Raw genomic sequence first — 25,682 nt, forward strand, 5'->3', positions numbered from 1 at the left:
TCAGGCGCAAGGACGTGTGCCGCGCCCCGCGCCTGAGTTGAGGCCGCGCGGCTTCATCATGTTGGACCGCTATTTTGGCGAGCGCAAGGGCCGTTCGCATACGGCTTGTTCGGCGCAATGCAGCATGCATGAACGCGAGGCTTTAACCGACGGACACTGCGCAGTAGAAAGCTAGTGTCCCGGTTCCGAAGTTCGCCGCACCTTGAAGCCAGTGTCCCGAGCGAACTTCGGAATCAAAAGGGACACTAGAATCTTAATCTTGCTAGTGTGATTCAGATCGAGAAATTCGCTCGATGCCGTGCCGCGGGGTGTGGCGAATTTCTCCATCATCACACTAGCGAGCACACCGGCCGAAGATGTCCGGTCAAAATATCCGGGAGGAACCATGCCAGGCACCATCGCATTCGTCGGCCTCGGCGCCATGGGCGCCGAGATGGCGGAGACCCTCGTCTCCAAGCAGTGGCGCGTGGTCGGCTACGACATTCGTCGCGACGCCATCGACCGGCTCGTGAAGAACGGCGGACACGCCGCGGCAAGCGCCGCCGAAGCAGCAAAGGGCGCCGACGCGCTCGTACTGATGGTCGTCAATGCCGACCAGGCCGAGAGCATCCTCTTCAAGGATGGCGCGCTCGAGGCACTGCCGGCGGGCGGCACGATCGTGCTCATGGCGACCTGCGCGCCGGGACGCGTAGAGGCCATTGCCGAGCGGGTCGTAGCGAGCGGCCGCAAGTTCGTGGATGCACCGGTCTCGGGCGGCGTCGCCGGCGCCAAGGGTGGCACGCTCACGATCATGGCTGCGGCGCCGCAGGCAACATTCGACGCTGCACGGCCAATGCTCGAAGCCATGGGCTCGAACCTTTTCTATCTCGGACAGAAGCCTGGGCAGGGCTCGGCCATGAAGATCGTCAATCAGCTTATGGCCGGCGCCAACCTTGCCGTGGCTGCGGAGGCCATCGCCTTCGCCGAGCGCGCGGGCGTCGATACCAAAGTCGCCCTGGAGCTGCTGACGGGCTCTGCGGCCGGAAGCTGGATGCTGAAAGCACGTGGTCCGCGCATGGTCGACTACGACAACGTGGTCACGAGCGCGGTCGAGATCTTCGTGAAGGATCTCGGTCTCGTGCTCGATTCCGGTCGCGCACTGCGCATGGGCCTTCCGATTGCCGCCGCGGCACACCAACAGTATCTCGCCGCTGCCGGCATGGGCCTTGGCAGCCAGGATGACAGCCAGGTGGTCCAGGTCTACCGATCGCTCAGCGGCAAAGCCAAAACCTGAGCCATCCACACCAACTCTTCGTGAGCTCATAAAGGACACTGCACGATCATGCCCTCGACCGTCTTCGACTCCGCCATCTATCGCGATTTCTTCGGCACGCCGGCCATGCGCGCCGTGTGGAGCGACGAGGCGCTGGTTGCCCGCTATGTCGAGGTGGAGGTGGCGCTCGCCAAAGCCGAGGCGCGCGTGGGGCTCATCCCTGCGGAGGCAGCAAAGGAAATCGCCGAGAAGTCCGACGCGAGCAAGCTCGACCTCGCCAAGCTCAAGACCGAGACCGACATCGTCGGCTACCCGATCATCGGCATTGTCCATCAGATGGCCAAGCAATGCGGCGAAGCGGGCCGCTACGTGCATTGGGGCGCGACCACGCAGGACATCATGGACAGCGCGACGGTCCTGCAGCTCCGCGCCGCGCTCGACATCATCAATGACGAGCTTCATGCCGTCGCGCGCGCGCTGGAAGGCCTCGCCGCAAAGCACCGCGACACGGTGATGGCCGGCCGCACGCACATGCAGCACGCGCTCCCCGTCACGTTCGGCTACAAGGCCGCCGTGTGGCTCTCGAGCGTGCGCCGCGACAAGGCGCGGCTTGCCGAGTTGCGCAAGCGCCTGCTCGTCGTGCAGTTCTCCGGTGCGGCCGGCACGCTCGCATCGCTCGGCGGAGATGGCCTCAAGGTGCAGGCGGCGCTCGCGGAAGAGCTTGGGCTCGCCCAACCCGATATCACCTGGCACGCGGCACGCGACACGATTGCGGAAGTCGGCAGTGCGCTCGCGATCCTCGCTGGCGGCCTCGCCAAGATCGCGACCGACGTCATGCTGATGATGCAAACCGAGGTGGCGGAGGCCTTCGAGCCGTTCGTGAAGGGGCGCGGCGGCTCATCGACCATGCCGCAGAAGCGCAATCCGATCTCATGCGAGATGATCCTCGCCATTGCCAAGGCCATGCGCTCGGATGCGAGCCTGCTGCTCGATGCCATGGCTGCCGACCACGAGCGTGCGACAGGCCCATGGCACCTCGAGTGGATCGCCTTGCCGCGCGCTTTCATCGCGACTGCGGGCGCGCTCTATCAGGCGCGCTTCATGCTCGAAGGCCTGATCGTCGATGGCGATCGCATGCGGCGCAATCTCGACATCACGGGCGGTTTGATCGTGGCGGAGGCGGCCATGATGGCGCTCGCGCCCTACACAGGCCGCGGCGCCGCGCACGACATCGTCTATGACTGCTGCCGCGCGGCGCTGAATGACGGCACGACTCTGCTCGCGCAGTTGGAGAAGCGCGCCGACGTGACCCAGCATCTCGACAAAGCCGCCCTCGCCCGCGTCGTCGATCCCGCGCACTACCTCGGCACAGCGCGCGAGATGGTCGACCGGATGCTGAGGGGGTAGGGCAAACAACCACCTCGTTCCTCCCCCCTTGTGGGGGAGGTTAGGAGGGGGGATTGCAGAGCGCTAGCGGTAGGGGTTCCCCCCACCCCTAACCCCTCCCCACAAGGGGGAGGGGGATATTCATCACTCATTATTTCGGCGAACGCGGCGGGAACGGCCCCGGCGGATAGTCCACGCGCACGAGGTAGAGCCCGCTTGACGGCGCGAGCGCACCACAGCGGCTGCGATCCGCGGCGGCGAGCGCGGCCGCCATTTCGCTCACCGGCCACTTGCCTTCGCCGACGTGCTTCAGGCTGCCGACGATCGAGCGCACCTGATGATGCAGGAACGAGCGCGCGGAAGCCTCGATGCGGATCTCGTCGCCGACAGCCGTGACGTCGAGTCGATCGAGCGTCTTGACCGCCGAGCGCGCCTGGCAACTGGCCGCGCGGAACGTCGTGAAGTCATGGCGGCCGAGAAGCGCCGGCGCTGCCGCCGCCATCGCGGACGCATCGAGTGGGCGCGGCACCCACCATACGCGATCCCGATCGAGGGCCGGCGGCGCGCGACGGGCGAGAATGCGATAGAGATAGTGCCGCGCGACAGCACTGAAGCGCGCGTCGAAGCCTTCTCCGATGACCACGCAGTCGAGGATCGTGATCGGCGCAGGCTTCAGGTGGAAGTTCACCGCATCGCGCACCGTGTCCGCCGGCCACTCCTTGACGAGATCGAAATGCGCGACCTGGCCGAGCGCATGCACGCCCGCGTCCGTGCGGCCGGCGCCGCGCACCTCGACGGTCTCGCCGCCGAGCTTGTGGATGGCTTCCACGAGGCTGCCCTGGACGGACTTCCCATCCGCCTGGATCTGCCAGCCGAGGAAGGGCGTGCCATCGTATTCGATCGTGATGCGGTAGCGGGGCATTCGTCCTCAGCAGTCAGGTCGGATCGGTAATGATGCCGGCTCCGCGATAGCCGCCATCGACTGCCACGATCTCGCCCGTGACGTAGCTCGACTGGCTCTCGTCGAGAAGGAAGTGGATGACGCTCGCGATCTCGCGGGGCTCGGCGTAACGCTTCATCGGAATATGTCGCCCGTAGAGCGCGCGATCCGCGGCCGTGTGCAGGTTCTTCACCATCGGCGTCTCGACAGGTCCAGGCGCGACGGCGTTGACGCGGATGCCATGCGGCGCGAGGTCGTTTGCCATGACCTGCGTGAGGTTGATCACCGCCCCTTTCGAGGCGCCATAGGCCGAGCGTCCCTTCGAGCCGCGAAGGCCCGAGATCGAGGCGACATTGACGATCGCGCCGCGGCCCGCCTTCAGCATATGGCGCGCGGCCTCGCGCCCGACCAGAAATGTGCCGACCACGTTGACGTCGAGCATGCGCCGGAACAGCTCCGCCGAGGTGTCGAAGACGTGCTTGTCGGCAGCAATGCCCGCCGAGTTGACGGCCCCATCGAGACGGCCGAACGTCTCGGCAACCTCGTTCACCAACGCGCCGACCGCTGGCTCGTCCGTCACATCGAGCGTGCGCAGGAGTATGCGGGTATTGCCGGGATGCTGGGAGGCGATCTCATCGAGCGCCTTTGCATCGCGATCGACGAGCGCGACGTGCCAGCCGCGCGCAAGCAGGAGCTCGGCCGTGGCTCGTCCAATGCCCGAGCCTGCACCCGTGACAATCGCGGCCGCTCCGCCGCCTTCTCGACCTGCCATGAGCACACTCCTCGGCTCGATGTGAGACGCGCGCCCTCAGTCAGGCCGCGGATTGCCGCGCAAATCAAGCGCAGTCGCTCAGCATACCTAAAGGACATCGCCTTGGGGACTCGCGGCCGCCCGTCACGTCCGGCAGGTGCGCACGAGCATGACCACGGACGCAAAGCCGGCAAGCGCCGCCGCCCCGGCCAGCCATAGGGCACTCGTCGGATCGAAGCGCGCGATCATGGTCGCAAAGACGATCGGCGCGATGGCATTGACGATGCTCTGCGGCAGCATCATGCGGCCGAGGTAAGTGCCGTACTCGCGCACGCCGAAGAGCGTCAACGGCAGCGTATTGCGCGCGATCGCATAGAAGCCGTGGCCGAGGCCGAGGCAGATTGCGAATGCGGCCGCGGTCACAATGGAACCGCCGAACGGCAAGATGAGGAAGAAGCTGCTGCAGCTCAGGCCCGCCGAAAGCAGCGCCGTCGTCAGGATCGAGTAGCGCCCGCCGAGCATGAGCTCCCCGAAGCGCGCCGAGGCTTGCGCAGGTCCGACGGCCGCCCACACGCCGACCGCAGCGACGGCGCTGAGACCCATGCCCTTGAACACGTCGATGATCTGCATGTAGAGGCCCCAGACGATGAGCCCCTCGGCGCAAGACCAGACGGTCAGCATGACGAAGGCCATGAAGCGCTTGTCCGGCGGCAAGATCCCATCGACCGCGCGATCGCTCGAAGAGCGCGGCGCGTGCGGGGCCTCCGGAGCGCGCCGCGTCAAGATCAGCGCATGGATCGGCACGCACACCAGCAGATGCAGAAGCGCAAAGCCCAGATAGGCATTGCGCCAGCCAATGCTCTCGATGAGCAGCGCATTCAGCGGCAGGAATACCGTGCCCGTGAGCCCGCTCAGCAGCATGAGGCCGGTGATCGCCTGGCGCGCATTGCTGCCGACGATCTGCACGAGGCCGACCAGCGCAGTGTTGGCCAGCATCATCGGCATGGCGAGGCCGACGAGCACCCAGGCAAGAAGATACGTCGTAGCACCCTGCGTGAACGCGAGCGCGATCATGGCCATCGCCGCCAGCAGCGAGCCTGTGATCATGACGGGCCGCGCGCCCCTCTGGTCCGCGAAGCGCCCGACGCGGGGCGCGACCAGCGCGCTCGCCAGCAGCATGATCGTGATGCCGCCGAATACGGCCTCGCGGGAAAGCGCGAGATCGTCGCCGATCCGGGTGCCGAAGATGGTGAGGCTCGAAAAGGTCGTTCCCCAGCCAATGATCTGCGTGGCGCCGAGCCCTGCAACGGCGGTCAGAATGCGGCGCCGGTCAACCGGCGCAGTTTGAGTGGCTTCGGCAGTCACGTCTTGAGGTGCCCCAGGAGAGCAGGTGGCGAAATCGAACGGCGGGCCAGGGATCTCGATCGGAGGCGATCGCGGCCCTGCGGCCGGAGTGGCAGGCTATGCGTGATGAAACATCAGCCATTCTCGCGGGCCGGCACTGCCGCTCCCGCGAACGCGCGCAATCTAGGGGATTTCAGGAAGGCTGTCTCGCCGCGGGTGCTCATGCCCGCCATGCGTGCCCACAGCTAAATTTCGCCATTCTCGACACGGTCATGACGATCGCCGCGCTGCGGCGGTCTGGTCGCCGGTATCGGCCTGCGGCTTGGAGCGCACGGCGCGCTGCGCGGCCTCCCAGAGCTCTCGTATGCGCAGGCCGAATTGATCGGACTGTTCGGCAAATAAAATCTGGGCCTTGGGGAGTGCCTCACCGCGCAGTTCGCCGTGCCGGATCGCGCAGTGTCGCACCAGTGTCCGGCGCTCGGCGGCTGTGAGCGCTTGCCCCTCCGGGCCGGCGAGAACGCCTTCGAGAAGCGCAATGTCGTGGTCCTGCCCGAGCAGGTCCGCCACCAGCTTTGCGGCAGCGGCACGGGCGAGAAAAGCTTCCGGCCAAGCCTGCTGAATGAGGACCATCTGACGCCAATACGCCTGCGCCGATTTGCGCAGCTCGTGCAGGGGCTCCTCTTCATCCGTGTTCTGCAAGGCCCACGCGAGCGCCTTGCGGCCGGCGCGGTGGCATTTCGTGAGGCCGGCGACGATCGTCTCGAAGCTCGCAGGTTGGAGGGTGATCTCGCCGATCTCGCGCCGCACGGCATCGATCTCACGCAATGCCTCATCTACGTGGCGGGCCGGCGCGGCCGATCCGTTGGTGGCCGCGGGCGCGGCCTCGTCGAGCACCGCAAGCAGGCGGTTCGCGGCCTTAGCCAAGGCGGGCTTTGCCTCGAGAAGCACTTTCAAAAGCCCACGCACGACATCGCGGTCGCGGGCCGCAGACAAGCCGCGGGCAATGTCGCGCAGGCGCGCGTTGGCTTTGCGGAAGCTTGCCTCGCCGAGACCTGGGCGGATCAAGCGAAGGAGGGCTCGTGTCCGCTTGAGGCTCTTGCGCGCCTCGTGCACGCCCGTCTCGAGATCGGCGTCCGCCTGAAGTCGCGCAGCCGCGTTCCCGAGCTGCTCGCCCGCAATGCGGCGCACGCCCTTGGCCAACGGCTCCTTCAGCTTCAATCGGTACGCCATAAAGGCCCTTACTTAGACGCTTTACCAATTTCGGCGTTCGGCTTGTCACAAACAAGACATATACGCACCGAAAGCGCGTCTCTCGGCATAACGGCGATATCGGAAATTCGTTTCCCGGCTTAATTGCCGCGGACAGTCTCGGCCCAGCTAAGCCATTGACTTACACGATGTTCTGGATCCGTATGCGTAAAGAAGTCCGTAATGACGGCAACACAATCTGCGCCAGCCGAAAGCACATCGGGAGCCCGCTCCGGCGTTATCCCGCCGATCGCACACAAAGGCAGAGAACCGATCTTCTGCTTCCATGTGCGGATGCGATCGAGGCCCTGCGGCGCCCACTTCATGACCTTGAGCTTGGTCTCCCAGATCGGCCCGAGCGCCACGTAGTCCGGCTCGGCCGCGAGCGCGATCGCGAGCTCGGCCTCGTCGTGCGTCGAGATGCCGAGCTTAGCCCCAGCGGCCTTGATCGTCGCCACGTCTGCTGTGGCGAGGTCCTCCTGGCCGAGGTGGATGAAGTCCGCGCCGACGTCGATCGCAGCCTGCCAGTGATCGTTCACGATGAGCTGGCAGCCATGGGCAATGCAGAGTTCGAGACTTTCGGCGATCTCGCGCCGGATCTCGCGCGGATCCTCGCCCTTGTAGCGGATCTGCAGGGTCCGAACGCCGAGCGGCACAAGTCGGCGCGCCCACGCAGCATCCGGCACGATCGGATAGAAAACGTCCAGCAGTCGAGGCATGTGCCGCTCACTCACTTGAGGTCGAAGAACGGCGTTCCCGCCACGGGCGTGGACGGCGCGGCCATGTCGCGCACTTCCATCATGCCGGCGACGAAAGCCGTGCGCCCGGCGCGGATTGCAGCGCCAAAGGCTTCGGCCATGGCCACCGGATCTCCCGCCTTGGCGACCGCCGTGTTGAGCAGCACCGCGTCGAAGCCCATTTCCATGGCCTGCGCCGCGTGGCTCGGTGCGCCGATGCCGGCATCGACGACGAGCGGCACGCCGGGGAAGTAATTGCGCAGCGTGCGCAGTGCATAAGGGTTCGCAAGACCGCGGCCCGTGCCGATCGGCGCGCCCCACGGCATGAGCAGCTCGCAGCCCGCCGCGAGCAGGCGCTCGGCAGCACCGAGGTCCTCCGTCGTATACGGGAAAACCTTGAAGCCTTCGCGCACGAGGATGCCGGCCGCCTCGACGAGACCGAAGAGATCAGGCTGCAACGTGTCGTCGTTGGCGATGACCTCGAGCTTGACCCAGTCGGTGTCGAAAAGCTCGCGCGCCATCTCAGCCGTTGCAATGGCCTCGCGCACCGTGCGGCAGCCGGCCGTGTTCGGCAGCACGCGCACGCCGAGGCCAGCGATCATCTCCCAGAAGCGCTGGCCGCCCTTTTCGCGGGCCCCTTCGCGCCGAACCGAGACGGTCACGACCTCGGTCCCCGCGGCCTTGACGGCACGCTCGAGCACGTACGGCGAAGGGTACTGGGCCGTGCCGAGAAACAGGCGCGAAGTGAGCTCGGCGCCATAGACGACCAGGGCATCACGCCCGGCGCCGGAGCGCGCCACATTCGCCTTCGTATCGATCATCGTGTCCGTCATCACCCGCCCTGTCTCGGTGACACGATCTCGATCGTATCGCCGCCAGAAAGCTCGACCGTATCCCGCTTGCGGAAGGGGATAAAATCACCGTTGCGCGCGGTTGCGACCTTGGCCTCACCGTAGCCGAGCTCGATGAGCAGCTCGGCCAGGGTCCGGGCCCGCGTCTTCGCTCGCTCGCCGTTGACAACCACCTCCAGCACCGCATCCATCCTCAGAGTTAACTCCGACCCGCTCCCGCCGGCTCCCGGCGCCCGAGAATATACGCTCGTGCTGCCCGGAGAAAACGGCCTCTCTCGGTAAATATAGGGTCAATTCCTGCCCGGCGGCGCTGAGGCTGCGATGCACACGGCGCATGTCGCAGCCTGCTGCCACCTCTTGGTTGCGCAATCCTCACCGGGCCCAACCGCATTTGCCTAAAAAGAGCGCGAACCGCCGCACCTGTTTTTGACCTCTTTGTGGAACACTCGGGCAACGGTCGGGGCGGCCTCCCGCCGGCGCGCCGCGTTTGCACGCTGCAGCGCGCGAGGGGCCGAAAATGGAGATATGAACGATGCGGCTGCCGAACACCACGACGCTCCTGCTCAATGGGGCCGTGGCTCTCATTGCGGTCGCCTCGATCGCGACGATCGGCCGTTCGCTGCTCGTCCGCGACGAGATCGAGACCTGCCGGGCCCGCTATGCCAATGCCGTCCAGTGGTCCCTCCTGCGCGATGACGGCCAGCTTCTGACCGCCTCGGACCTCCAGGCCCGGCTCGGTGCCACGGATTGGGGCCTCATCGAGCGCGTCAGTGTCGTCAAGGCCGACTACGGCGCCGGCAACGCGCTCGCCGTCGATCTCTCAGGCAGCGGCACCGCCACGGGCGCCTCTCCCTCGCGATCAGGTGCCGGCTTCGAATGGGCGCCGCAATCCGCAGGCCCGGTCGCCGCAGCCTGCGCCTCGTATGCATTCAAGCTCGACCGCCAGTTCGACTTTGCCTCCGGCGGGCGCCTGCCAGGCCTTTTCGGCGGGCCGGCCGGCGCCGACCGCAATGCGCCCGAAGCCTTCTCCATGCGCGTCGCCTGGGATGAATACGGCAAGCTTGGTCTTCACACTCAATTGCCCGGCGTCAGCACATCGCGGGCACTCTCCAACGAGCGCGAAGCCACCGAGCTGCCGCGCGGCCGCTGGGTCATGGTCGACCAGGAGGTCGTGGTCAATACGCCGGGACGCAACGACGGTGTCGTCCGTATCTGGGTCGACGGCCGGCTGCGCTTCGAAAGCCAGAAAGCAGCCTTCCGCACGGACGCTGCATGGGCCATCCGCGGCGTCCTCGCCGAGGTCGCCTACGCGCGCCAGCCAAGCCCGAGCGACGGCGCAAGCGCCGTGCTCGTGACGCCCTTCGAATATCGCTGGTAACGCCCGCGCTCAGCGCTTGGGCTTGCCGCCGGCGACAAAGTTCAGAAGGTGCAGTTCGCGCTTCGCGACAAGATCCGGGATGACCTTGCCCGTCTCCGCCATGTGCGGGCTGGCACGGTGGGCATCGACGGCCGCCTGATCCTTGTAGATCTCGTAGACCGCGAACTTGGCCGGGTTCTTCGGATCCTGGACCACATCGAACTGCAGGCATCCCGGCTCGCGCTCGAGGCATCGCGTGGCATGGCCGACGATCGCCTCCTTGAAGGCATCGATCTTGTCCGCCTTGGCCTCGAAATGGACGATGATTGCGAGCATGGGCTTTCTCCTGGTCTTGCTTGTTGCTTTGAATGCGCCGCTCAAGCGACCGTCAGCTTCTGCAGGGCAAGCAGCTCGCCGATGCCCTTGCGTGCAAGCCCCATGAGCTGGTCGAAGGCTTCCTGGCTGAACGGCGTCGTCTCCGCCGTGCCTTGCACCTCGACGATGCCGCCGCTGCCGGTCATGACGAAGTTCGCGTCCGCATCCGCCTCGGAGTCCTCGGCATAATCGAGATCGAGGACTGCATCGCCGGCATAGAGGCCAGCCGAGACGGCCGCCACCTGATCGCGCAGCACGCCGTCCTTCACCATGTCGCGCGCGCGCATCCAGGCAATGCAGTCATGAAGCGCGACCCATGCCCCCGTAATCGCCGCCGTGCGCGTCCCGCCATCGGCCTGGATGACATCGCAGTCGACGGAGATCTGCTTCTCGCCGAGCTTCGGCAGATCGATGACGGCGCGCAGGGAACGCCCAATCAGGCGCTGGATTTCCTGCGTGCGGCCCGAGGGATGGCCGGTCGTCACCTCGCGTCGCGTACGCTCGCGCGTCGCGCGCGGCAGCATACCGTACTCCGCCGTCACCCAGCCGCGGCCCTGGCCCTTGAGCCAAGGCGGCACGCGCTCCTCGAGGCTCGCCATGCACAGCACCTGAGTATTACCGAACTTGATCAGGCACGAGCCCTCCGCGTGGACCGACACCGCGCGCTCGATCGAGACGCGCCTCAATTCATCGGGCTTTCGCTTTGACGGGCGCATGGGGCTCCTGACTGTGGCAAGATGTTCGGCGCGAGATGAGCGCGGAAAAGTGCGCCAAGCTACGCAACAGGGGACGACAGATCAACAGCCTATTCTATCACGGCTGTTCCTCGGCCCCGGCACGCGAAAATCCTTCGAAGGAATGACGGCCATAAACGGACGATGCGCGAATTGTCCCTCCACAGACGGGTTCGCGAGGCTATGATGGGGCGATTTCGCGTTCGCCCATTGTGCGGTGCGACGAGCTTGGCCGGATGGCGCGGAGACCCCCGCGGTCATCAGCCCTGAGATTGCTAGGGACAACCGCGAGGCGATGCAGCCCGACATCCTCGAACTGCGCGACTTCTACGATCGCCCGCTCGGCTCGCTAGCCCGAAGGGTCATCGCGCAGCGCATTCGCGCCCGGTGGTCGCGGCTCCCCGGCGCAACCCTGATCGGCGTCGGCTATGCCGTGCCCTTCCTCGGCTCATTCCGCAGCGAGGCCGGGCGCATCGGTGCGCTCATGCCCGCGACGCAGGGCGCAATCATGTGGCCGTCGAACGGTGGCGTCTGCACCGCTCTCTACGAGGAGGATATGCTGCCGCTCCCCGATGCGAGCGTCGACAATCTCCTCGTCGTGCATTGCCTCGAGGGAAGCGGCAACGTTCGCAAGCTGCTGCGCGAGCTCTGGCGCGTGCTCAAGCCCGAAGGCCGCCTCATCATCGTCGTGCCCAATCGCCGCGGCGTGTGGGCGCGCATGGACACGACGCCCTTCGGGCACGGCCAGCCCTATAGCCCGCGGCAGCTCGAGCGCGTGCTCAAAGAGGCGCTGTTCTCTCCTGTCGACTGGAGCGGCGCGCTCTTCGTGGCGCCCGTCGACCGCGCGTTCGTACGGCGCACGGGGCTCGCCATCGAGCGCGTCGGTGCGCGGATCTGGCCGCTCTTCGCGGGCGTCATCATCGTGGAGGCGAGGAAGGAGCTTTCCTCACCTGTTGGCACCGGGGCCATAGCGCGACGCCTGCCCCAGCTCGTGCCCTTGCGCGGCGCGACGCGCTCCCGCACCGAGTTGCTCGATCACAAACGCGCGCCGCCCGAAGACGATCTCAGATCGTGATGCGCTGAGCGTTCTGCTCGACCCAGCGAGCGACGCGCAGGAGGCGCGCTTCGTCACGGCGCAGGCCGATGAGCTGGACGCCGCAGGGCATTCCACCGACTGTCATCAGCGGCAGCGTGATGCAGGGCACACCGAGCAGCGTCCACATGCCATTGAAGATCGCGTTGCCGGTCGAGCCGAGGCCCTTGGGTGCGGGCCCGGGCGATGAGAGCGTCAGGATCGCCGAATGCCGGCTGAGCAGATCTTCGACGGCCGCATAGGCCCGGTCGCGGGCCCGCAGGCCATCGATGTAGGCGCGTGCGAGGACGGTCTCGCCATAGCGGATGCGATCGGCGAGGCTCGGCGAGATGCCGTCCGGCGAGGCTTTGAGCAGCGGGCCGTAGTAGGAAGCCTTCTCGGCTTCCATGATGTTGTTGTGGTGCTGCACGATGCCGTCGAAGGCCGGCATCTCGACATCGACCACGCGCTCGCCGAGCGCCTTCGCGAAGCGCTCGATGGCTTCCTTGGCAGCAGGCTCGGCTTTCTCCCAGGCGGGCGAGCGGAAGAAGGCGAGGCTCGGCGTTGCGGACGGCCCCTCGGCAAGCGCGCTCGCGAGATTGGGGCGCGGACGCGCGTAGCTCACGTCATCGGCCGAGTCGTGCGCGCCTATGGCATCGACGCCGAGCGCAAGATCATCGAGGCTGCGGCCATACACGCCGACCGTGTCGAGCGTGTGCGACTGCATGGTCACGCCCGTGCGCGAGATGAGGCCAAGTGTCGGCTTGATGCCATAGATGCCGCAGAAGGACGCCGGGCGGATCACCGAGCCACCCGTTTGCGTGCCGAGCGCCAGCGGCACCATTCCGCACGCGACGGCCGCCGCCGAGCCCGAGGACGAGCCGCCCGGCGTATGCTCCAGATTGTGCGGGTTGTGCGTCTTGTTGGGGACGTGGGTCGCAAGCTCCGTCGTGACGGTCTTGCCCATGATGATGGCGCCCGCGCCGCGGAGCTGGGCAATGCAGCCGGCATCGTGCTCGGGCTGATGGACCTTGAAGTAGGCGCAACCGTTTTGCGTGGGCATGTCCGCGGTATTGATCACATCCTTGATGCCGACCGGAATGCCATTGAGCGGACCAGGGGCGCGGCCTTCGCGGCGGCGCTCGTCAGCCGCACGCGCTGCCGTGCGCACATATTCGGGATCGAGATGCACCCAGGCCTTCACATCGGCCTCGCGCTCCGCCACGCGCGCGATGAAGGCATCGGCATAGGCGAGCGCGGTCAGCTCGCCAGCCTTCATGCGGGCAGCAGCTTCGGCGGCCGTGAGGTCGGCAAGGTGGGTCATGGGCGCGTCTCCGTTGACGTTTCTGAATTGCGCATGGCTTCGGCGAGAATGCGGGCGACGTGGCGGGCAGGCCGGCCCGTGCCGTCGTGGATCTGATGGCGGCAGGAAAAGCCATCGGCGACGATAGCTGTCTCGGGCGCGGCCTTGCGCACGGCGGGCAGCAGCGACAGCTCGCCCATGGCCATGGACGTATCGTAGGTGTCGGCGCGATAGCCGAAAGCACCGGCCATGCCGCAACAGCTCGACTCGACGGTTTCAACCTTCAGGCCATCGACGAGCTTCAGCGTCTTGCCGACGGCATCGAAAACGCCGAACGACTTCTGATGGCAGTGGCCGTGCAGGAGCACCGTGCTGTCCGATTTCGCGATCGGCCCGCTGATCCGGCCCGCCGCCGCCTCTTCCGCGAGAAACGTCTCCAGCAATCGCGCCTGCTCGCCGATCTTCGCAGCCTCCGCGCCGAGCCCCATGCCCTGCATCTCATCCTTGAGCGTCAGCAGACATGAGGGCTCGAGCCCGACGATGGGCACGCCGCGATTGGCAAACGGCAGCAGCGCCGCTATCAGTCGCCGCGCTTCTGTCCGAGCTTCATCGACGAGGCCAGCAGCGAGGAACGTGCGACCACAGCAGAGCGGTCGCGGCTTCGCGCTGCCCATCATGAGAACCGATGCGTAGTGCCACTTCGGACCATCATCGGCGCGCGGCACGATCACGCGATAGCCGAGCCGCGAGAGCACCTCGGCTGCATCGCGCAGGTTGTCCGGCTCGAAGGTGGTGTTGAACGTGTCGGCGAACAGTGCGACCTCGCGGCCATCCGCCGGCCCGACAGGCGCATCCTGCCGGAAGATATCGCGACGCCAGCGCGGCAGGGGTCGCTTTGCAGAAAACCCGGCGAGCCACTCACCAAGACGCGCCGCGCCGGGAATGACTTCGCGAAGGTTGAGCAAGAATGAGACCTTCGACGCCGTTCCCGCATAGCGCGGCAAGTACGCGACAAGCCGATCGTGCAGCGAGAGCCCGTGCTTCTTGTTGCGCGCGGCCAGCACCTCAATCTTCATGCGCGCCATGTCGACGCCGGTCGGGCACTCCCGCCGACAGCCCTTGCAGGAAACGCAGAGCTTCAGCGTCTCCATCATCTCGTCGCTGGTGAAGGCATCCGGTCCGAGTTGACCGGAAATGGCGAGACGCAGCGTATTGGCGCGCCCGCGCGTGACGTGCTGCTCCTCCATGGTCACGCGATAGCTCGGGCACATGACGGCTCCGGCGAGCTTACGGCATTCGCCGTTGTTGTTGCACATCTCGACGGCGCCCTGGAAACCGCCACCGGCACCGGGCCATGCCGACCAATCGAGTGCCGGCTTGAAATCCGCAACCGCGTAGTCCGGGCCGTAGCGGAAGAGCGTGCGGTCGTTCATGCGCGGCGGACGCACGATCTTGCCGGGGTTCATGAGGCCCGCCGGATCGAAGCGGTCCTTGACCTCCTCGAACAGCTCGACGGTCTTGCGGCCGTACATCATCTCGTGGAACTCGGAGCGCACGAGACCGTCGCCGTGCTCGCCCGAGTGTGCGCCCTTGTACTCCTTGACCATGGCGAACGCTTCTTGCGCGATCGCGCGCATGGTGCTCGCGTCTTTTTCGAGCTTGAGATTGAGCACGGGCCGCACGTGCAGACAGCCGACCGAGGCGTGCGCGTACCACGTGCCTTTCGTGCCGTGCTTCTCGAAGACAGCGGTGAGACGTTCCGTATAGTCCGCGAGATGCTCCAGCGGCACCGCGCAGTCTTCAATGAACGAGACGGGCTTACCCTCCGTCTTCATGCTCATCATGATATTCAGGCCAGCCGCGCGCACGCTCCACACGGCCGCCTGCTCGGCCGGATTGGAGATCTTCACGACCGCGCCCGGGAAACCGAGATCGCCCATCAGCTCCTCGAGCCGATCGAGGCGGCGCAGGTTCTCGGCCTGATCATCCTCCGCGAATTCGACGAGCAGCAGCGCGTCGGGCTTGCCGCGGACGTGCGCCTCCATGACCGGGCGGAACATGGCGATGTCGCGTGCGAGCTCGATGAGCGTGCGATCGACGACCTCGACGGCCACCGGACCGAGCTTCACGATATGCTGGGGCGCTTCCATGGCCGCACGGAAGGTCGGAAAATGGCAGATACCGAGGGCCTTATTCTTCGACTGCGGCCAGAGCTTGAGCTTCACGCGTTCGCTGAGCGCGAGCGTCCCTTCCGAGCCGCAGAGCAGCGTCGCGAGATTGATCGGGGCATTGCGCGGCAGCAGCGCGTCGATGAGATAGCCGCCAACCCGACGCGAGACGCCCGGGAATGCCCCGCGAATGTGATCCTGCTCGCGCGCGCCGAGCGAAACGAGATCGCGGGCCAGAGCGCCGAAGCTGCCGCTCGCCTTGTCGAAGGTCGCGGCATCGATCTCGCCGAAGCGCGCCGGCGTGCCATCAGGGAGGAGCGCGTCGATCTCCAGCACGTTGTCGCGCATGATGCCGTAGCGAATGGAGCGCGTGCCGCAGGAGTTGTTGCCCGTCATGCCGCCGATCGTGGCGCGGGCCGACGTCGAGACATCCACCGGGAAGAAAAGGCCCGTCGACTTGAGCTGGCGGTTCAGCTCGTCGAGCGCGATGCCGGGCTCGACGAGGCAGGTCCCCGCCTCGCGATCAACCTCCAGCACCCGCGTCAGATATTTGGCGAAGTCCACGACCAGGGCCCGGCCGACCGTCTGGCCGGACTGCGAGGTGGCGCCCCCGCGCGGCAGGAGCGGCACGCCGGCCTCGCGCGCGATCTCGGCCGCGATCCGCACATCCTGGATGGTCCTGGGAACCACCACGCCCATGGGCTCGATCTGGTAGATCGAGGCGTCGGTTGCATAGCGTCCGCGGGAAAAGCGGTCGAACAGGACCTCTCCCTGGATCTCGCGGGCGAGCCGGTCCGCGAGGGCGCGGTTGGCAGGAACGTGCTGATTCATGGTCGCTCGGGGCGCTTCTGGCTAGGCGTTCGGCCGCAGGCACGGGCAGGGCCGCCGCTTTCGCTTGACGCCCCTTCTGTGATGCCTCTATCGCGTGGCATACTGTGGACAAGGCTGCAAGTGCCGCCGCGCCGCCCATCGGCCAACCAACAGGGAGAACCCATCCGATGTCCAACGAGCCCCGCCGCGCTGGCCGCCATTTCCTCCAGATTCCCGGGCCCTCGCCGGTGCCTGACCGCATTCTCCGCGCCATGGACATGCCGGTGATCGATCACCGCGGCCCCGAGTTCCAGAAGCTCGGCCGGCGCGTCCTCGAGGGCGTCAAGGGCATCTTCAAAACCAAGGGCAACGTGATCATCTACCCGGCATCGGGTACGGGCGCCTGGGAGGCAGCCCTGGTCAACGTGCTCTCGCCGGGCGACAAGGTGCTGATGTACGAGACCGGCCACTTCGCCACGCTCTGGAAGAACATGGCGCTGAAGCTCAATGTCGTGCCGGAGTTCATCGCGACGGACTGGCGCGCGGGCGTCGATCCCGACAAGATCGAGGCGCGCCTCAAAGAGGACAAAGCGCACGAGATCAAGGCCGTCTGCGTCGTCCACAATGAGACCTCGACGGGAGCGACCTCGCTCATCGGCGAAGTGCGCAAGGCGATCGACGCCGCGGGGCACCCAGCGCTGCTGCTGGTCGATACCATCTCGGGCCTCGCCTCGGCCGACTATCGCCACGATGAATGGGGCGTCGATGTCACGGTCTCGGGCTCACAGAAGGGCCTGATGCTGCCGCCCGGCATCTCCTTCAACGCCATCTCGGACAAGGCGCTCGCGGCCTCGAAGGCCTCGAAGACGCCGAAGCTTTTCTGGTCCTGGGAGGAAATGCTCCCGCACAACAAGAACGGCTACTTTCCGTATACACCCGCGACCAACCTCCTCTACGGCCTCGCCGAAGCCATCGACATGCTGAACGAGGAAGGTCTCGACAATGTCTTCGCGCGCCACAAGCGACATGGCGAAGCGACGCGCCGCGCCGTCGCCGCCTGGGGCCTCGAGAACCTCATTCTCGACGAGCGGCACTTCTCGCCGGTGCTGACGGCCGTCGTGATGCCTGAGGGGCACAACGCCGATACTTTCCGCAAGGTCGCGCTCGATCACTTCGACATCTCGCTCGGCACGGGCCTGTCGAAGGTGGCGGGCAAGGTCTTCCGCATTGGTCATCTCGGTGACATCAACGATCTGACGCTCGTCGGCACGCTCGCCGGTGTGGAGATGACGCTCGGCATTGCCAAGGTCCCGCACAAGACGGGTGGCGTCACTGCCGCGATGCAATATCTCGCGGAGACGGCGAAGCCGTTCCCGTCTTCGTGATCATGCAGCCGCATCCCGATGCCGCAACATCGCCTTAACCGGTTGACTTCACACCACAGAAATCGCGATAGTCGAATCGACAGCGTGGCCCTCTGTGGGATGGAGACATGAAGGCAATCTTCGGGATCTCCGGGCTCAGCTTTCGGAAATTCGTCGCCGCGTTCTCGATGCTGATCCTGGGTGCGGTCGTGATGGCCGGATCTGCGCTCGCTCAAGGCGCGGCGCCGGCCGAAATGACGACGCGCGCGAAGCAGGCCATCCTGATGGATGCCAACACGGGCGCCGTGCTCTTCCAGCACAATGCCGACGAGCTCGCGCCGCCCGCGAGCATGAGCAAGCTGATGACGCTCGCCGTCATCTTTCGCGCGCTCAAGGAAGGGCGGCTCAAGCCCGAGGACGAGATCCTCTTCAGCGTGAATGCGTGGCGCACGGGCGGCGCGCCATCCGGCACGTCGGCGATGTTCGTGCCGGTGAACACGAAGGAGCGTCTCGACGAGGTCCTGAAGGGCATCATCATCCAGTCGGGCAACGACGCCTGCATTGCCGTCGCCGAGAGCATGGCGGGGACCGAGGCGGCATTCGCGAAGATGATGACCGACGAAGCGCGGCGCATCGGCCTTTCCAAGTCGACTTTCCGCAATTCGACGGGCCTGCATGATCCCGAGCATCTGATGACGGCGCGCGAGCTGGCGGTGCTGGCCCGTCATCTCATCAAGGAATATCCTGAGCACTACACGCTCTTCGGCGAGCGCGAGTTCCGCTACCGCAAGCACCGCTTCTTCAACCGCAATCCGCTGTTGGCGCTGGATCTCGGCGTGGACGGCCTCAAGACCGGCTACATCAAGGAAGCCGGCTACGGCCTCGTCGCCTCCGCGAAGCAGGACGGGCGGCGCGTGATCCTCGTGATCAACGGCATGGAGGATGCGCAGGCGCGGCGGAATGAGGCCGTGCGCCTCATTGAATGGGGCTTCAAAGGCTTTGCCGATTTCAAGCTCTTCGACGCCGAGGAAGTCGTCGGGCGCGCGCGCGTGTGGGGCGGCGATCGCATGTTCGTGCCGCTCGTCGGCGGCGGTGAGATCACCGTGCTGCTGCCCAAGGCGCAATCGGCGCAGCGCCTGCAGGCCCAGATCATTTACAATAGCCCGTTGAAAGCCCCGATCAAAAAGGGCGACGTGATCGCCAAGCTGCGCGTCACGACCGCCTCGCAGTCGGTCAACGAGGTCCCGCTGCACGCGGCCGAGGATGTTCCGCAGGCCGGCGCCATGCGGCGCGGTCTTGACACGCTCGTGCACATGGCGTTCGGCTGGGTTCTGAGGTGACCCGAGGCGCGCTTGCGTGCGCATGCCGGGAAGCACCGGCGGCACGAGGCGCATGATCGATCTCCCCAAAAGGGCGCCGTTCATCACCTTCGAAGGTGGCGAAGGCGCCGGCAAAACGACACAGACGCGGCAGCTCGCCGATCGCCTCGCGGCGGCGGGCATCGCGTGCGTCGTCACGCGGGAGCCGGGCGGCTCGCCTTTTGCAGAGGAGATCCGCGCCCTACTGCTCAGCGGGCATCTGCCGACGCGCGGCGCCATGGCCGACACGCTGCTCTTTCTCGCGGCGCGCGTCGATCATGTCACGGAGACGATCAAACCGGCGCTCGAGGCCGGTCAGTGGGTGATCAGCGACCGCTTCGCGGATTCGACGTTCGCCTATCAGGGCGCGGCCGGCGGCGTGCCGCGCGCAACACTCGCCGAGTTGCACCGGCTGGTGCTCGGCGACTTCCGCCCGGACCTCACGATCACCCTCGATCTGCCGCCCGAGATCGGCTTGGCACGTGCAGGCGCCCGGCGCCAGACCGCAAGTGGCGCAGACCACTTCGAGCGCCGCGAGCTTGCTTATCATGAGGCCCTGCGCCAGGGTTTTCATGCGATCGCCGCCGCGGAGGCCGCCCGCTGCGTCCTGATCGATGCGAGCGGATCGCCCGACGAAGTGGCAGCGCATGTCTGGGCAGCCGTGGAGGCACGCCTCTTGAGTAAGGTGGGTTGATGGCGCGCAGAGCCGCAGCAATGGCCGAGATCGAAGCCCTGCCGGAGATCGACCGGCTCGAGGGCTTTCCGCATCCGCGCGAGACCGTCGAGCTGTTCGGTCACGATGCGGCCGAGGGCGAGCTCGCGGCGACATTCGCGGGCGGGCGGATGCACCATGCCTGGCTGCTGAGCGGGCCCGCGGGCATCGGCAAGGCGACGCTCGCCTATCGTGTCGCGCGCTTTGCCCTGGCCTCTCCCGAGGAGCGCGCCGCCGCCGGCGCCACACTCGCCATATCCGGGAAGAGCATCACGGCTGCACAGGTCCGCGCGCTCTCGCATCCGGGGCTCGCTGTCGTCCGCCGCGCCTATGACCAACGCACGAAGCGCTTTCCCGCGACCATTCCCGTCGATGCGGTGCGCGACCTCAAGACCTTCCTCGGGCGCACGGCGGATGAGGGCACGTGGCGCGTCGTCATCGTCGACAGTGCCGATGAGCTTAACCTCAACGCGGCGAATGCCCTGCTGAAGGCGCTGGAGGAGCCACCCAAGCGCACGCTCTTCCTGCTGGTCGTTGCCCAGCCCCAGCGGCTGCTCCGCACCATCCGTTCGCGCTGCCGCACGCTGGAGATGGCCCAGCTCAGCCCTGAAAACCTGCGCCGCGCCGCCACGGCCGCCCTCACGGCTGCCGAGACCGCCCCGCCCGCCGAAACCGACTGGCGCACGCTCGAAGCGCTTGCCGAGGGCAGCGTCCGTCGCCTGCTCGAATTGTCAGCTACGGACGGCCTCAGCCTCTACCGTCGGATCGAAGGCCTCTTCCAGGGCCTGCCGCGCATCGACTGGCAGGTCGCGCACAGTCTGGGCGAAGAGCTCGGCAGCACGGCCGCCGAGGCCCGCTTTGCCCTATTCTTCGATCTGCTTCTGGGACTTATTGCCCGCCTCGTCAGGGCCAGCGCGAGCGGCGCGGGCAGCCCGGATGATATGGCGACGGCCCGTAAGCTTATTCGCCCGGGCAGGCTTGCCTCATGGGCCGAGCTGTGGGAAACCATCGTCCGCGACAAGGCCGAGACGCTGGCGCTCAACCTCGACCGCAGGATGCTGATCCTCGACACCCTGGCCCGCGTCGAGCGGACCGCCGAGGCCGCCTGAAGCCTTTAGACCAGCGCCGCGAAACGCAATAAATCCGCCCGCCGCCGGGTCTCGCGCGCCCGTGGCGCGGCCCACGGAGCATTGACCTCATGAGCGGGCGCACGTCCTTCTACGTCACGACGCCGATCTACTACCCCAATGGCGAGCCGCACTTCGGCCACGCCTACACGTCGATCGCGTGCGATGTGATGGCCCGCTTTGCCCGCCTCGACGGCCGCCAGGTCTTCTTCCTGACCGGCACGGACGAGCACGGCCTCAAGATGAAGCAGAGCGCGATCAAGGAAGGGATCACCCCGCAGGCGCTGGCCGACCGCAACTCGGCGCGCTTCAAGGAGCTGTTCGCCGCGCTCAACATCTCGAACGACGACTTCATCCGCACGACCGAGCCGCGCCACTACGCCGCCTGCCAGGCGCTGTGGAGCCGCATGGCCGATGCCGGCGACATCTACCTCGACAGCTACGCCGGCTGGTACTCCGTGCGCCAGGAGGCCTTCTTCAAGGAGAGCGAGACGACCGTCGGGCCCGATGGCGTGCGCCGCGAACCGCTCGGCTCGCCCGTGGAGTGGACGGAGGAGAAGACCTATCGCTTCCGTCTCTCGGCCTACGGCGACAAGCTGCTCGCGCACTACGAGGCCAATCCCGAGTTTATCCTGCCGCCGGAGCGGCGCAACGAGGTCATCAGCTTCGTCAAGAGCGGGCTCGAGGATCTGTCGGTCTCGCGCGCGTCGCTGGACTGGGGCGTTCCGGTTCCCGGCGATCCGACGCACGTCATGTACGTGTGGATCGACGCGCTGACGAACTACATCACGGCCGCGGGCTATCCCGATCAGGCTTCGCCGCGCTTCTCGACCTTCTGGCCGGCGGACGTTCATGTCGTCGGCAAGGACATTCTGCGCTTTCATGCCATCTACTGGCCGGCCTTCCTGATGTCGGCGGGCGTCGCGATTCCGAAACGCGTGTTCGCGCATGGCCTGCTGCTCAGCCGCGGCGAGAAGATGTCGAAGTCGGTCGGCAATGTCATCGATCCCTTCGAGATGGCACGTGAGTTCGGCGTCGACCAGATGCGCTATTTCGCCATGCGCGAGGTCGCCTTCGGCCAGGACGGCAACTATACGCGGGAATCCATCATCAACCGCATCAATGCCGATCTCGCCAACGACCTCGGCAATCTCGCGCAGCGCTCGCTCTCGATGATCGCGAAGAACTGCGACGCGCAGGTGCCGAAGCCCGGGGCCCTCACGCCCGAGGACAACGCATTGCTCGCCGCCGCCGACGACATGATCGCGAAGGCGCGCGAGGCCATGCGCGTGCAGGCCTTGAACCGCTATCTCGAGGCCGTCTGGACCGTGGTCGCGGATGCGAACCGCTACTTCGCCGCTGAGGAGCCCTGGGCCAAGCGCAAGACCGATCCCGCGCGCATGGCGACGATCCTCTACGTCACGGCGGAAGTCGTGCGGCAGGTCGCGATCCTTGCGCAGCCGACAACGCCGAAGGCTGCGAGCCATCTGCTCGACCTGCTCGCGCAGCCCGCGGAAGGACGCCTGTTCGAGGCATTGGGCGCGCATTCGCGTCTGGCGCCCGGGCTGTCACTGCCGGCACCGACGGGCGCCTTCCCGCGCTATGTCGATCCGACCGAGGCCGAAACAGCCGCGGCAAAGCCAAAGGGCAAGGCGAAGAGCTGAGATAGCATGACTATGAAAGGGAACACTCGCCTGCGGCTGGCTCCAACACATCCCTCCCCCCTTGTGGGGGAGGCTAGGAGGGAGGGATCGCAGAACGCCAGCGGCGGGATGCCCCCCACCCCTAACCCCTCCCCACAAGGGGGAGGGGAATAGAGCCCAAGGCGCCACACGATGCTCGTCGATCACCACTGCCACCTCGACTATCCCGACCTCGCGCGCAATCGCGAGGACGTGCTCGCGCGCGCCAAGGAAGCCGGCATCGGACGGATGGTCACCATCTCGACGATCATCCGCAACTACGACACTTATCGCGAGATCGCGGAAGCGCACCCGGAGATCTTTTTTACTGTCGGGACGCATCCGCATCGCGCGCACGAGGAGCTGGATATTCCGGTCGCGGAGATCGTGCGCCTCGCGCAGCATCCAAAGTGCATCGGCATTGGCGAAGCGGGCCTCGACTACTTCTATGACAAGTCCCCGCGCGACGCGCAGCGCGAGGGCTTCATCAAGCACATTGCCGCGGCGCGCGAGAGCGGCCTGCCGCTCGTGATCCATTCACGCGATGCGGACGAGGACACGGCGGCCATTCTCGAAGAAGAAATGCAGAAGGGCGCCTTCACAGCGGTACTGCACTGCTTCACGGGTGGCGCCGAACTCGCGCGGCGCGCGGTTGCGATCGGCCTCTACGTCTCATTCTCGGGCGTCATCACCTTCAAGAAGAATGACGCACTCCGCGCCATCGCGGCCGAAGTGCCCATGGACCGCGTGCTCGTCGAGACGGACGCGCCATTCCTTGCGCCCGAGCCCTTTCGCGGAAAGCGCAACGAGCCGGCCTATGTCGTGCACACGGCCGCCGCCCTCGCCCGCGTCAAAGGCGTGACGGATGAGGAAATCGCCAAGCTGACGACGGAGAACTTCCACCGTCTCTATTCGAAGGCCCCGCGCGCGCTCGAAAGTGCGACAGCATGAGCGGCAAGCTGACGCTTCTCGGCACGGGTTCATCCGGCGGCGTGCCGAGGCTCGGCAACAACTGGGGTGCGTGCGATCCGACCAATCCGAAGAACCGGAGGCGTCGCTGCGCGGCACTCGTCGAGCGCATCTCGGGGCGCTCGCGCACGCGCGTCCTCATTGACGCGCCGCCGGATCTGCGCGAGCAGCTCCTCGATGCCGAGGTCGGCACCATCGATGGCGTGCTCTTCACGCACGACCACGCCGATCATACGCACGGCATCGATGATCTGCGCATGCTTGCCTACAACGCCAAGCGTCGCGTCGATGTGCATTTCGACGTCGCGACGCGAACCTCGCTCTACGAGCGCTTCCGCTACTGCTTCGAGATGCCCCCCGGCAGCATGTACGCGCCGATCCTCAATGCGCACGTGATCGACCCACCCAATGTCGTGCGCATCAACGGCGGCGCGGGGCCGATCGATGCGACGCCGGTCGTGCAGGCGCACGGCGATACCTTCTCGCTCGGCTTCCGCATTGGCGACATCGCCTATTCGCCGGACATCAGCGGGCTCACGGATGAAGCACAGGCCCAGTTGCGCAATCTCGATCTCTGGATCGTCGATGCCCTGCGCTACATCCCGCATCCGAGCCACTTCACCGTGGCCCAGGCACTCGAATGGATCGAGCGCCTGAAGCCCAAGCGCGCCATCCTCACGCACCTGCACGTCGATCTCGACTATGCGACGTTGAAACGTGAGCTGCCGTCGCACGTAGAGCCGGCCTATGACGGCATGAGCGTACATTTCGACTGGCCGTCGCCCTGAGCGGCCACGCGTCTCAGCCCTTGCCGCGCGTCCCCGTATCGCCAGGGCGCGCGTGCTCCTCGAGATAGGTGATCATGGCGCCGGCCACATCGATGCCGGTTGCCTGCTCCATGCCCTCGATGCCGGGCGAGGAGTTCACCTCGATCACCAGCGGCCCACGCTTCGAGCGCAGCATGTCCACCGCCGCGACGTTGAGGCCCAGGGTCTCAGTCGACTTGAGCGCGGTCTGGATTTCCTCGGGCGTGAGCTCGACGGCCTCAGCCCTGCCGCCACGGTGCAGATTCGAGCGGAACTCGCCCTTGCGGCCCGTCCGGCGCATGGCCGCAACCACGCGCCTGCCCACGACGAGCGCGCGCACATCCGTGCCCATGGCCTCCTGGATGAACTCCTGCACGAGGATATCGACGTTGGCGGCGCTGAAGGCCTCGATGGTCGATTTGGCCGAGGCCTCGGTCTCGGCGAGGATCACCCCCATGCCCTGCGTGCCTTCGAGCAGCTTGATGACGACGGGCACGCCGCCGACTTCGGCCAGCACTTCGAGCGCCTTGCGCGGTCCGTGGGCAAAAGCCGTCGCCGGCAGGCCGACGCCGGCCCGTGCCAATAGCTGGAGCGCGCGCAGCTTGTCCCGCGCACGCCCGATCGCGACACTTTCATTGAGCGAGAACACACCCTGCATCTCGAACTGACGCACGACCGCGAGCCCGTAGTGCGTGATCGAGGCGCCGATCCGCGGGATCACCGCGTCATAGATCGACAGCGTCTTGCCGCCGTAGCGCAGCAGCGGGTTGTTCGGCGTGATGTTCACATGCACGTGAAGCGTATTGATCACGTCGATCGTGTGCCCGCGCGTGCGCGCCGCTTCGACGATGCGCCGGTGCGAGTAGAGGCCCGGATTGCGCGCCAGCATGACGAGCTTCATCGAATGCGCTCCGATGGAGGGCGGATCCTGCGGTCGGCGAACGACACTCAGCGCGCGGCGCGCCACCGATGATCGTGCCAATGCTCAAGGTGAGACATACCACGCGCGGGCTGGGCGTAAAGCGCGCTCGATGAGCGAACGTCGCCGCACCCTCGCGGATTTGAGGAGACTGGTTGCTGAGGTGCTAGCGCGTGTCTGCCGGCGTATCGACGAGGGCGCCCGCCCCTTCGGCCGCGTCGGCCGCCGGGTCGATCGCCGCGTGCATGAGCAGCGCCCCGCCGATACTCAGGACGGCGATCGTGACGACGCAGATGAGCAGGCGCAGCAGCAGGGACCGCCCCGAAAACGCACTCCGGGGCCGGCCGTCAAGGACGGTGTCGTTCATGAGCATTCCCGACAGGCGCACAAAGTTGAGGATGGCGCCTCAGATGCTTC

24 protein-coding genes are annotated in these 25,682 nt (G+C 66.4%); 11 read left to right on the forward strand and 13 right to left on the reverse strand.

Going from position 1 to position 25,682, the window contains the following annotated elements; translation table 11 throughout:
- Window positions 1-385 precede the first annotated feature (385 nt).
- Together CS1BSM3_RS03460 and pcaB are read left to right on the forward strand one after the other, a co-directional pair.
- Window positions 386-1,273, forward strand: a complete 888-nt coding sequence (locus CS1BSM3_RS03460; protein WP_072385561.1) for an NAD(P)-dependent oxidoreductase — start codon at window positions 386-388, stop codon at window positions 1,271-1,273.
- Window positions 1,274-1,321: 48 nt separating this feature from the next.
- The gene (pcaB, locus tag CS1BSM3_RS03465; protein WP_072385562.1) at window positions 1,322-2,659 is read left to right on the forward strand and encodes a 3-carboxy-cis,cis-muconate cycloisomerase; all 1,338 of its coding nucleotides are present in this window, start codon (window positions 1,322-1,324) and stop codon (window positions 2,657-2,659) included.
- A 130-nt stretch (window positions 2,660-2,789) separates the two neighbouring features.
- On the opposite strand, the gene truA is transcribed toward pcaB, so the two are convergent.
- From truA to thiS, 7 genes are all read right to left on the reverse strand, one after another.
- Window positions 2,790-3,560 carry a tRNA pseudouridine(38-40) synthase TruA gene (truA, locus tag CS1BSM3_RS03470; protein WP_072385563.1) on the reverse strand — a complete coding sequence of 257 codons (771 nt, stop codon included), beginning with the start codon at window positions 3,558-3,560 and terminating at the stop codon, window positions 2,790-2,792.
- Between the two features lie 13 nt (window positions 3,561-3,573).
- Window positions 3,574-4,350, reverse strand: a complete 777-nt coding sequence (locus CS1BSM3_RS03475) for an SDR family NAD(P)-dependent oxidoreductase (RefSeq protein WP_072385564.1) — start codon at window positions 4,348-4,350, stop codon at window positions 3,574-3,576.
- A gap of 123 nt (window positions 4,351-4,473) precedes the next feature.
- The gene (locus tag CS1BSM3_RS03480) at window positions 4,474-5,694 is read right to left on the reverse strand and encodes an MFS transporter (RefSeq protein WP_072385565.1); all 1,221 of its coding nucleotides are present in this window, start codon (window positions 5,692-5,694) and stop codon (window positions 4,474-4,476) included.
- Window positions 5,695-5,943: 249 nt separating this feature from the next.
- Window positions 5,944-6,903, reverse strand: a complete 960-nt coding sequence (locus tag CS1BSM3_RS03485) for a CHAD domain-containing protein (RefSeq protein WP_072385566.1) — start codon at window positions 6,901-6,903, stop codon at window positions 5,944-5,946.
- Window positions 6,904-7,022: 119 nt separating this feature from the next.
- Window positions 7,023-7,640, reverse strand: coding sequence for a thiamine phosphate synthase (locus CS1BSM3_RS03490; RefSeq protein WP_072385567.1), 618 nt, complete (start codon window positions 7,638-7,640; stop codon window positions 7,023-7,025).
- Between the two features lie 11 nt (window positions 7,641-7,651).
- On the reverse strand, window positions 7,652-8,479 hold the full coding sequence (locus CS1BSM3_RS03495; protein ID WP_072385731.1) for a thiazole synthase: 828 nt from the start codon (window positions 8,477-8,479) through the stop codon (window positions 7,652-7,654).
- A gap of 11 nt (window positions 8,480-8,490) precedes the next feature.
- Window positions 8,491-8,688, reverse strand: coding sequence for a sulfur carrier protein ThiS (thiS, locus tag CS1BSM3_RS03500; RefSeq protein ID WP_210188742.1), 198 nt, complete (start codon window positions 8,686-8,688; stop codon window positions 8,491-8,493).
- Window positions 8,689-9,041: 353 nt separating this feature from the next.
- Here thiS and CS1BSM3_RS03505 point away from each other — a divergent pair, with 353 nt between their 5' ends.
- On the forward strand, window positions 9,042-9,887 hold the full coding sequence (locus CS1BSM3_RS03505; RefSeq protein WP_072385569.1) for a polysaccharide lyase: 846 nt from the start codon (window positions 9,042-9,044) through the stop codon (window positions 9,885-9,887).
- Between the two features lie 9 nt (window positions 9,888-9,896).
- Here the strand turns inward: CS1BSM3_RS03505 and CS1BSM3_RS03510 are convergent, their stop codons facing one another.
- Together CS1BSM3_RS03510 and rph are read right to left on the reverse strand one after the other, a co-directional pair.
- The gene (locus tag CS1BSM3_RS03510; protein WP_072385570.1) at window positions 9,897-10,202 is read right to left on the reverse strand and encodes a putative quinol monooxygenase; all 306 of its coding nucleotides are present in this window, start codon (window positions 10,200-10,202) and stop codon (window positions 9,897-9,899) included.
- 41 nt (window positions 10,203-10,243) lie between these two features.
- The gene (rph, locus tag CS1BSM3_RS03515) at window positions 10,244-10,957 is read right to left on the reverse strand and encodes a ribonuclease PH (RefSeq protein ID WP_072385571.1); all 714 of its coding nucleotides are present in this window, start codon (window positions 10,955-10,957) and stop codon (window positions 10,244-10,246) included.
- 313 nt (window positions 10,958-11,270) lie between these two features.
- On the opposite strand from rph, the gene CS1BSM3_RS03520 reads away from it, so the two are divergent.
- The gene (locus CS1BSM3_RS03520; RefSeq protein WP_072385572.1) at window positions 11,271-12,050 is read left to right on the forward strand and encodes a methyltransferase domain-containing protein; all 780 of its coding nucleotides are present in this window, start codon (window positions 11,271-11,273) and stop codon (window positions 12,048-12,050) included.
- Here the strand turns inward: CS1BSM3_RS03520 and CS1BSM3_RS03525 are convergent.
- Together CS1BSM3_RS03525 and CS1BSM3_RS03530 are read right to left on the reverse strand one after the other, a co-directional pair.
- Window positions 12,040-13,371 (reverse strand): amidase, encoded by a 1,332-nt coding sequence (locus tag CS1BSM3_RS03525; protein WP_072385573.1) that lies wholly within the window; start codon window positions 13,369-13,371, stop codon window positions 12,040-12,042. The two genes, CS1BSM3_RS03520 and CS1BSM3_RS03525, sit on opposite strands and share 11 nt — an antisense overlap.
- Window positions 13,368-16,349 carry an FAD-binding and (Fe-S)-binding domain-containing protein gene (locus CS1BSM3_RS03530; protein WP_072385574.1) on the reverse strand — a complete coding sequence of 994 codons (2,982 nt, stop codon included), beginning with the start codon at window positions 16,347-16,349 and terminating at the stop codon, window positions 13,368-13,370. Before CS1BSM3_RS03530 ends, CS1BSM3_RS03525 begins: the two co-directional genes overlap by 4 nt.
- Before the next feature lie 167 nt (window positions 16,350-16,516).
- Here CS1BSM3_RS03530 and CS1BSM3_RS03535 point away from each other — a divergent pair, with 167 nt between their 5' ends.
- From CS1BSM3_RS03535 to CS1BSM3_RS03565, 7 genes are all read left to right on the forward strand, one after another.
- Window positions 16,517-17,713: a pyridoxal-phosphate-dependent aminotransferase family protein gene (locus CS1BSM3_RS03535; protein ID WP_072385575.1), complete on the forward strand. Its 1,197-nt coding sequence runs from the start codon at window positions 16,517-16,519 to the stop codon at window positions 17,711-17,713.
- A 107-nt stretch (window positions 17,714-17,820) separates the two neighbouring features.
- Window positions 17,821-19,032 carry a D-alanyl-D-alanine carboxypeptidase family protein gene (locus CS1BSM3_RS03540; protein ID WP_072385576.1) on the forward strand — a complete coding sequence of 404 codons (1,212 nt, stop codon included), beginning with the start codon at window positions 17,821-17,823 and terminating at the stop codon, window positions 19,030-19,032.
- A gap of 52 nt (window positions 19,033-19,084) precedes the next feature.
- The gene (tmk, locus tag CS1BSM3_RS03545; protein WP_072385732.1) at window positions 19,085-19,744 is read left to right on the forward strand and encodes a dTMP kinase; all 660 of its coding nucleotides are present in this window, start codon (window positions 19,085-19,087) and stop codon (window positions 19,742-19,744) included.
- Window positions 19,745-19,764: 20 nt separating this feature from the next.
- Window positions 19,765-20,871, forward strand: coding sequence for a DNA polymerase III subunit delta' (locus CS1BSM3_RS03550; protein WP_072385733.1), 1,107 nt, complete (start codon window positions 19,765-19,767; stop codon window positions 20,869-20,871).
- 89 nt (window positions 20,872-20,960) lie between these two features.
- Window positions 20,961-22,553: a methionine--tRNA ligase gene (metG, locus tag CS1BSM3_RS03555; protein WP_072385577.1), complete on the forward strand. Its 1,593-nt coding sequence runs from the start codon at window positions 20,961-20,963 to the stop codon at window positions 22,551-22,553.
- 171 nt (window positions 22,554-22,724) lie between these two features.
- Window positions 22,725-23,522 (forward strand): TatD family hydrolase, encoded by a 798-nt coding sequence (locus CS1BSM3_RS03560; RefSeq protein WP_072385578.1) that lies wholly within the window; start codon window positions 22,725-22,727, stop codon window positions 23,520-23,522.
- On the forward strand, window positions 23,519-24,328 hold the full coding sequence (locus CS1BSM3_RS03565; protein ID WP_072385579.1) for an MBL fold metallo-hydrolase: 810 nt from the start codon (window positions 23,519-23,521) through the stop codon (window positions 24,326-24,328). Before CS1BSM3_RS03560 ends, CS1BSM3_RS03565 begins: the two co-directional genes overlap by 4 nt.
- Before the next feature lie 13 nt (window positions 24,329-24,341).
- Here the strand turns inward: CS1BSM3_RS03565 and rimK are convergent, their stop codons facing one another.
- Together rimK and CS1BSM3_RS03575 are read right to left on the reverse strand one after the other, a co-directional pair.
- Window positions 24,342-25,247 carry a 30S ribosomal protein S6--L-glutamate ligase gene (gene rimK / locus CS1BSM3_RS03570; protein ID WP_072385734.1) on the reverse strand — a complete coding sequence of 302 codons (906 nt, stop codon included), beginning with the start codon at window positions 25,245-25,247 and terminating at the stop codon, window positions 24,342-24,344.
- Between the two features lie 184 nt (window positions 25,248-25,431).
- Window positions 25,432-25,632, reverse strand: a complete 201-nt coding sequence (locus CS1BSM3_RS03575) for a hypothetical protein (protein WP_143149057.1) — start codon at window positions 25,630-25,632, stop codon at window positions 25,432-25,434.
- Window positions 25,633-25,682 lie beyond the last annotated feature (50 nt).

This window comes from Hyphomicrobium sp. CS1BSMeth3, from assembly GCF_900117415.1.
GTDB lineage: Bacteria > Pseudomonadota > Alphaproteobacteria > Rhizobiales > Hyphomicrobiaceae.

What these genes read in the sequence shown, in the direction of transcription:
- CS1BSM3_RS03575 (WP_143149057.1), bottom strand. Translation starts at nt 25,632, where the DNA reads ATGAACGACACCGTCCTTGACGGCCGGCCCCGGAGTGCGTTTTCGGGG.
- CS1BSM3_RS03510 (WP_072385570.1), bottom strand. Translation starts at nt 10,202, where the DNA reads ATGCTCGCAATCATCGTCCATTTCGAGGCCAAGGCGGACAAGATCGAT.
- CS1BSM3_RS03490 (WP_072385567.1), bottom strand. Translation starts at nt 7,640, where the DNA reads ATGCCTCGACTGCTGGACGTTTTCTATCCGATCGTGCCGGATGCTGCG.
- CS1BSM3_RS03550 (WP_072385733.1), top strand. Translation starts at nt 19,765, where the DNA reads ATGGCCGAGATCGAAGCCCTGCCGGAGATCGACCGGCTCGAGGGCTTT.
- tmk (WP_072385732.1), top strand. Translation starts at nt 19,085, where the DNA reads ATGATCGATCTCCCCAAAAGGGCGCCGTTCATCACCTTCGAAGGTGGC.
- CS1BSM3_RS03560 (WP_072385578.1), top strand. Translation starts at nt 22,725, where the DNA reads ATGCTCGTCGATCACCACTGCCACCTCGACTATCCCGACCTCGCGCGC.
- CS1BSM3_RS03475 (WP_072385564.1), bottom strand. Translation starts at nt 4,350, where the DNA reads ATGGCAGGTCGAGAAGGCGGCGGAGCGGCCGCGATTGTCACGGGTGCA.
- CS1BSM3_RS03495 (WP_072385731.1), bottom strand. Translation starts at nt 8,479, where the DNA reads ATGATCGATACGAAGGCGAATGTGGCGCGCTCCGGCGCCGGGCGTGAT.
- CS1BSM3_RS03460 (WP_072385561.1), top strand. Translation starts at nt 386, where the DNA reads ATGCCAGGCACCATCGCATTCGTCGGCCTCGGCGCCATGGGCGCCGAG.
- CS1BSM3_RS03565 (WP_072385579.1), top strand. Translation starts at nt 23,519, where the DNA reads ATGAGCGGCAAGCTGACGCTTCTCGGCACGGGTTCATCCGGCGGCGTG.
- rimK (WP_072385734.1), bottom strand. Translation starts at nt 25,247, where the DNA reads ATGAAGCTCGTCATGCTGGCGCGCAATCCGGGCCTCTACTCGCACCGG.
- pcaB (WP_072385562.1), top strand. Translation starts at nt 1,322, where the DNA reads ATGCCCTCGACCGTCTTCGACTCCGCCATCTATCGCGATTTCTTCGGC.
- truA (WP_072385563.1), bottom strand. Translation starts at nt 3,560, where the DNA reads ATGCCCCGCTACCGCATCACGATCGAATACGATGGCACGCCCTTCCTC.
- CS1BSM3_RS03525 (WP_072385573.1), bottom strand. Translation starts at nt 13,371, where the DNA reads ATGACCCACCTTGCCGACCTCACGGCCGCCGAAGCTGCTGCCCGCATG.
- CS1BSM3_RS03520 (WP_072385572.1), top strand. Translation starts at nt 11,271, where the DNA reads ATGCAGCCCGACATCCTCGAACTGCGCGACTTCTACGATCGCCCGCTC.
- CS1BSM3_RS03530 (WP_072385574.1), bottom strand. Translation starts at nt 16,349, where the DNA reads ATGAATCAGCACGTTCCTGCCAACCGCGCCCTCGCGGACCGGCTCGCC.
- rph (WP_072385571.1), bottom strand. Translation starts at nt 10,957, where the DNA reads ATGCGCCCGTCAAAGCGAAAGCCCGATGAATTGAGGCGCGTCTCGATC.
- CS1BSM3_RS03505 (WP_072385569.1), top strand. Translation starts at nt 9,042, where the DNA reads ATGCGGCTGCCGAACACCACGACGCTCCTGCTCAATGGGGCCGTGGCT.
- CS1BSM3_RS03485 (WP_072385566.1), bottom strand. Translation starts at nt 6,903, where the DNA reads ATGGCGTACCGATTGAAGCTGAAGGAGCCGTTGGCCAAGGGCGTGCGC.
- CS1BSM3_RS03535 (WP_072385575.1), top strand. Translation starts at nt 16,517, where the DNA reads ATGTCCAACGAGCCCCGCCGCGCTGGCCGCCATTTCCTCCAGATTCCC.
- metG (WP_072385577.1), top strand. Translation starts at nt 20,961, where the DNA reads ATGAGCGGGCGCACGTCCTTCTACGTCACGACGCCGATCTACTACCCC.
- CS1BSM3_RS03540 (WP_072385576.1), top strand. Translation starts at nt 17,821, where the DNA reads ATGAAGGCAATCTTCGGGATCTCCGGGCTCAGCTTTCGGAAATTCGTC.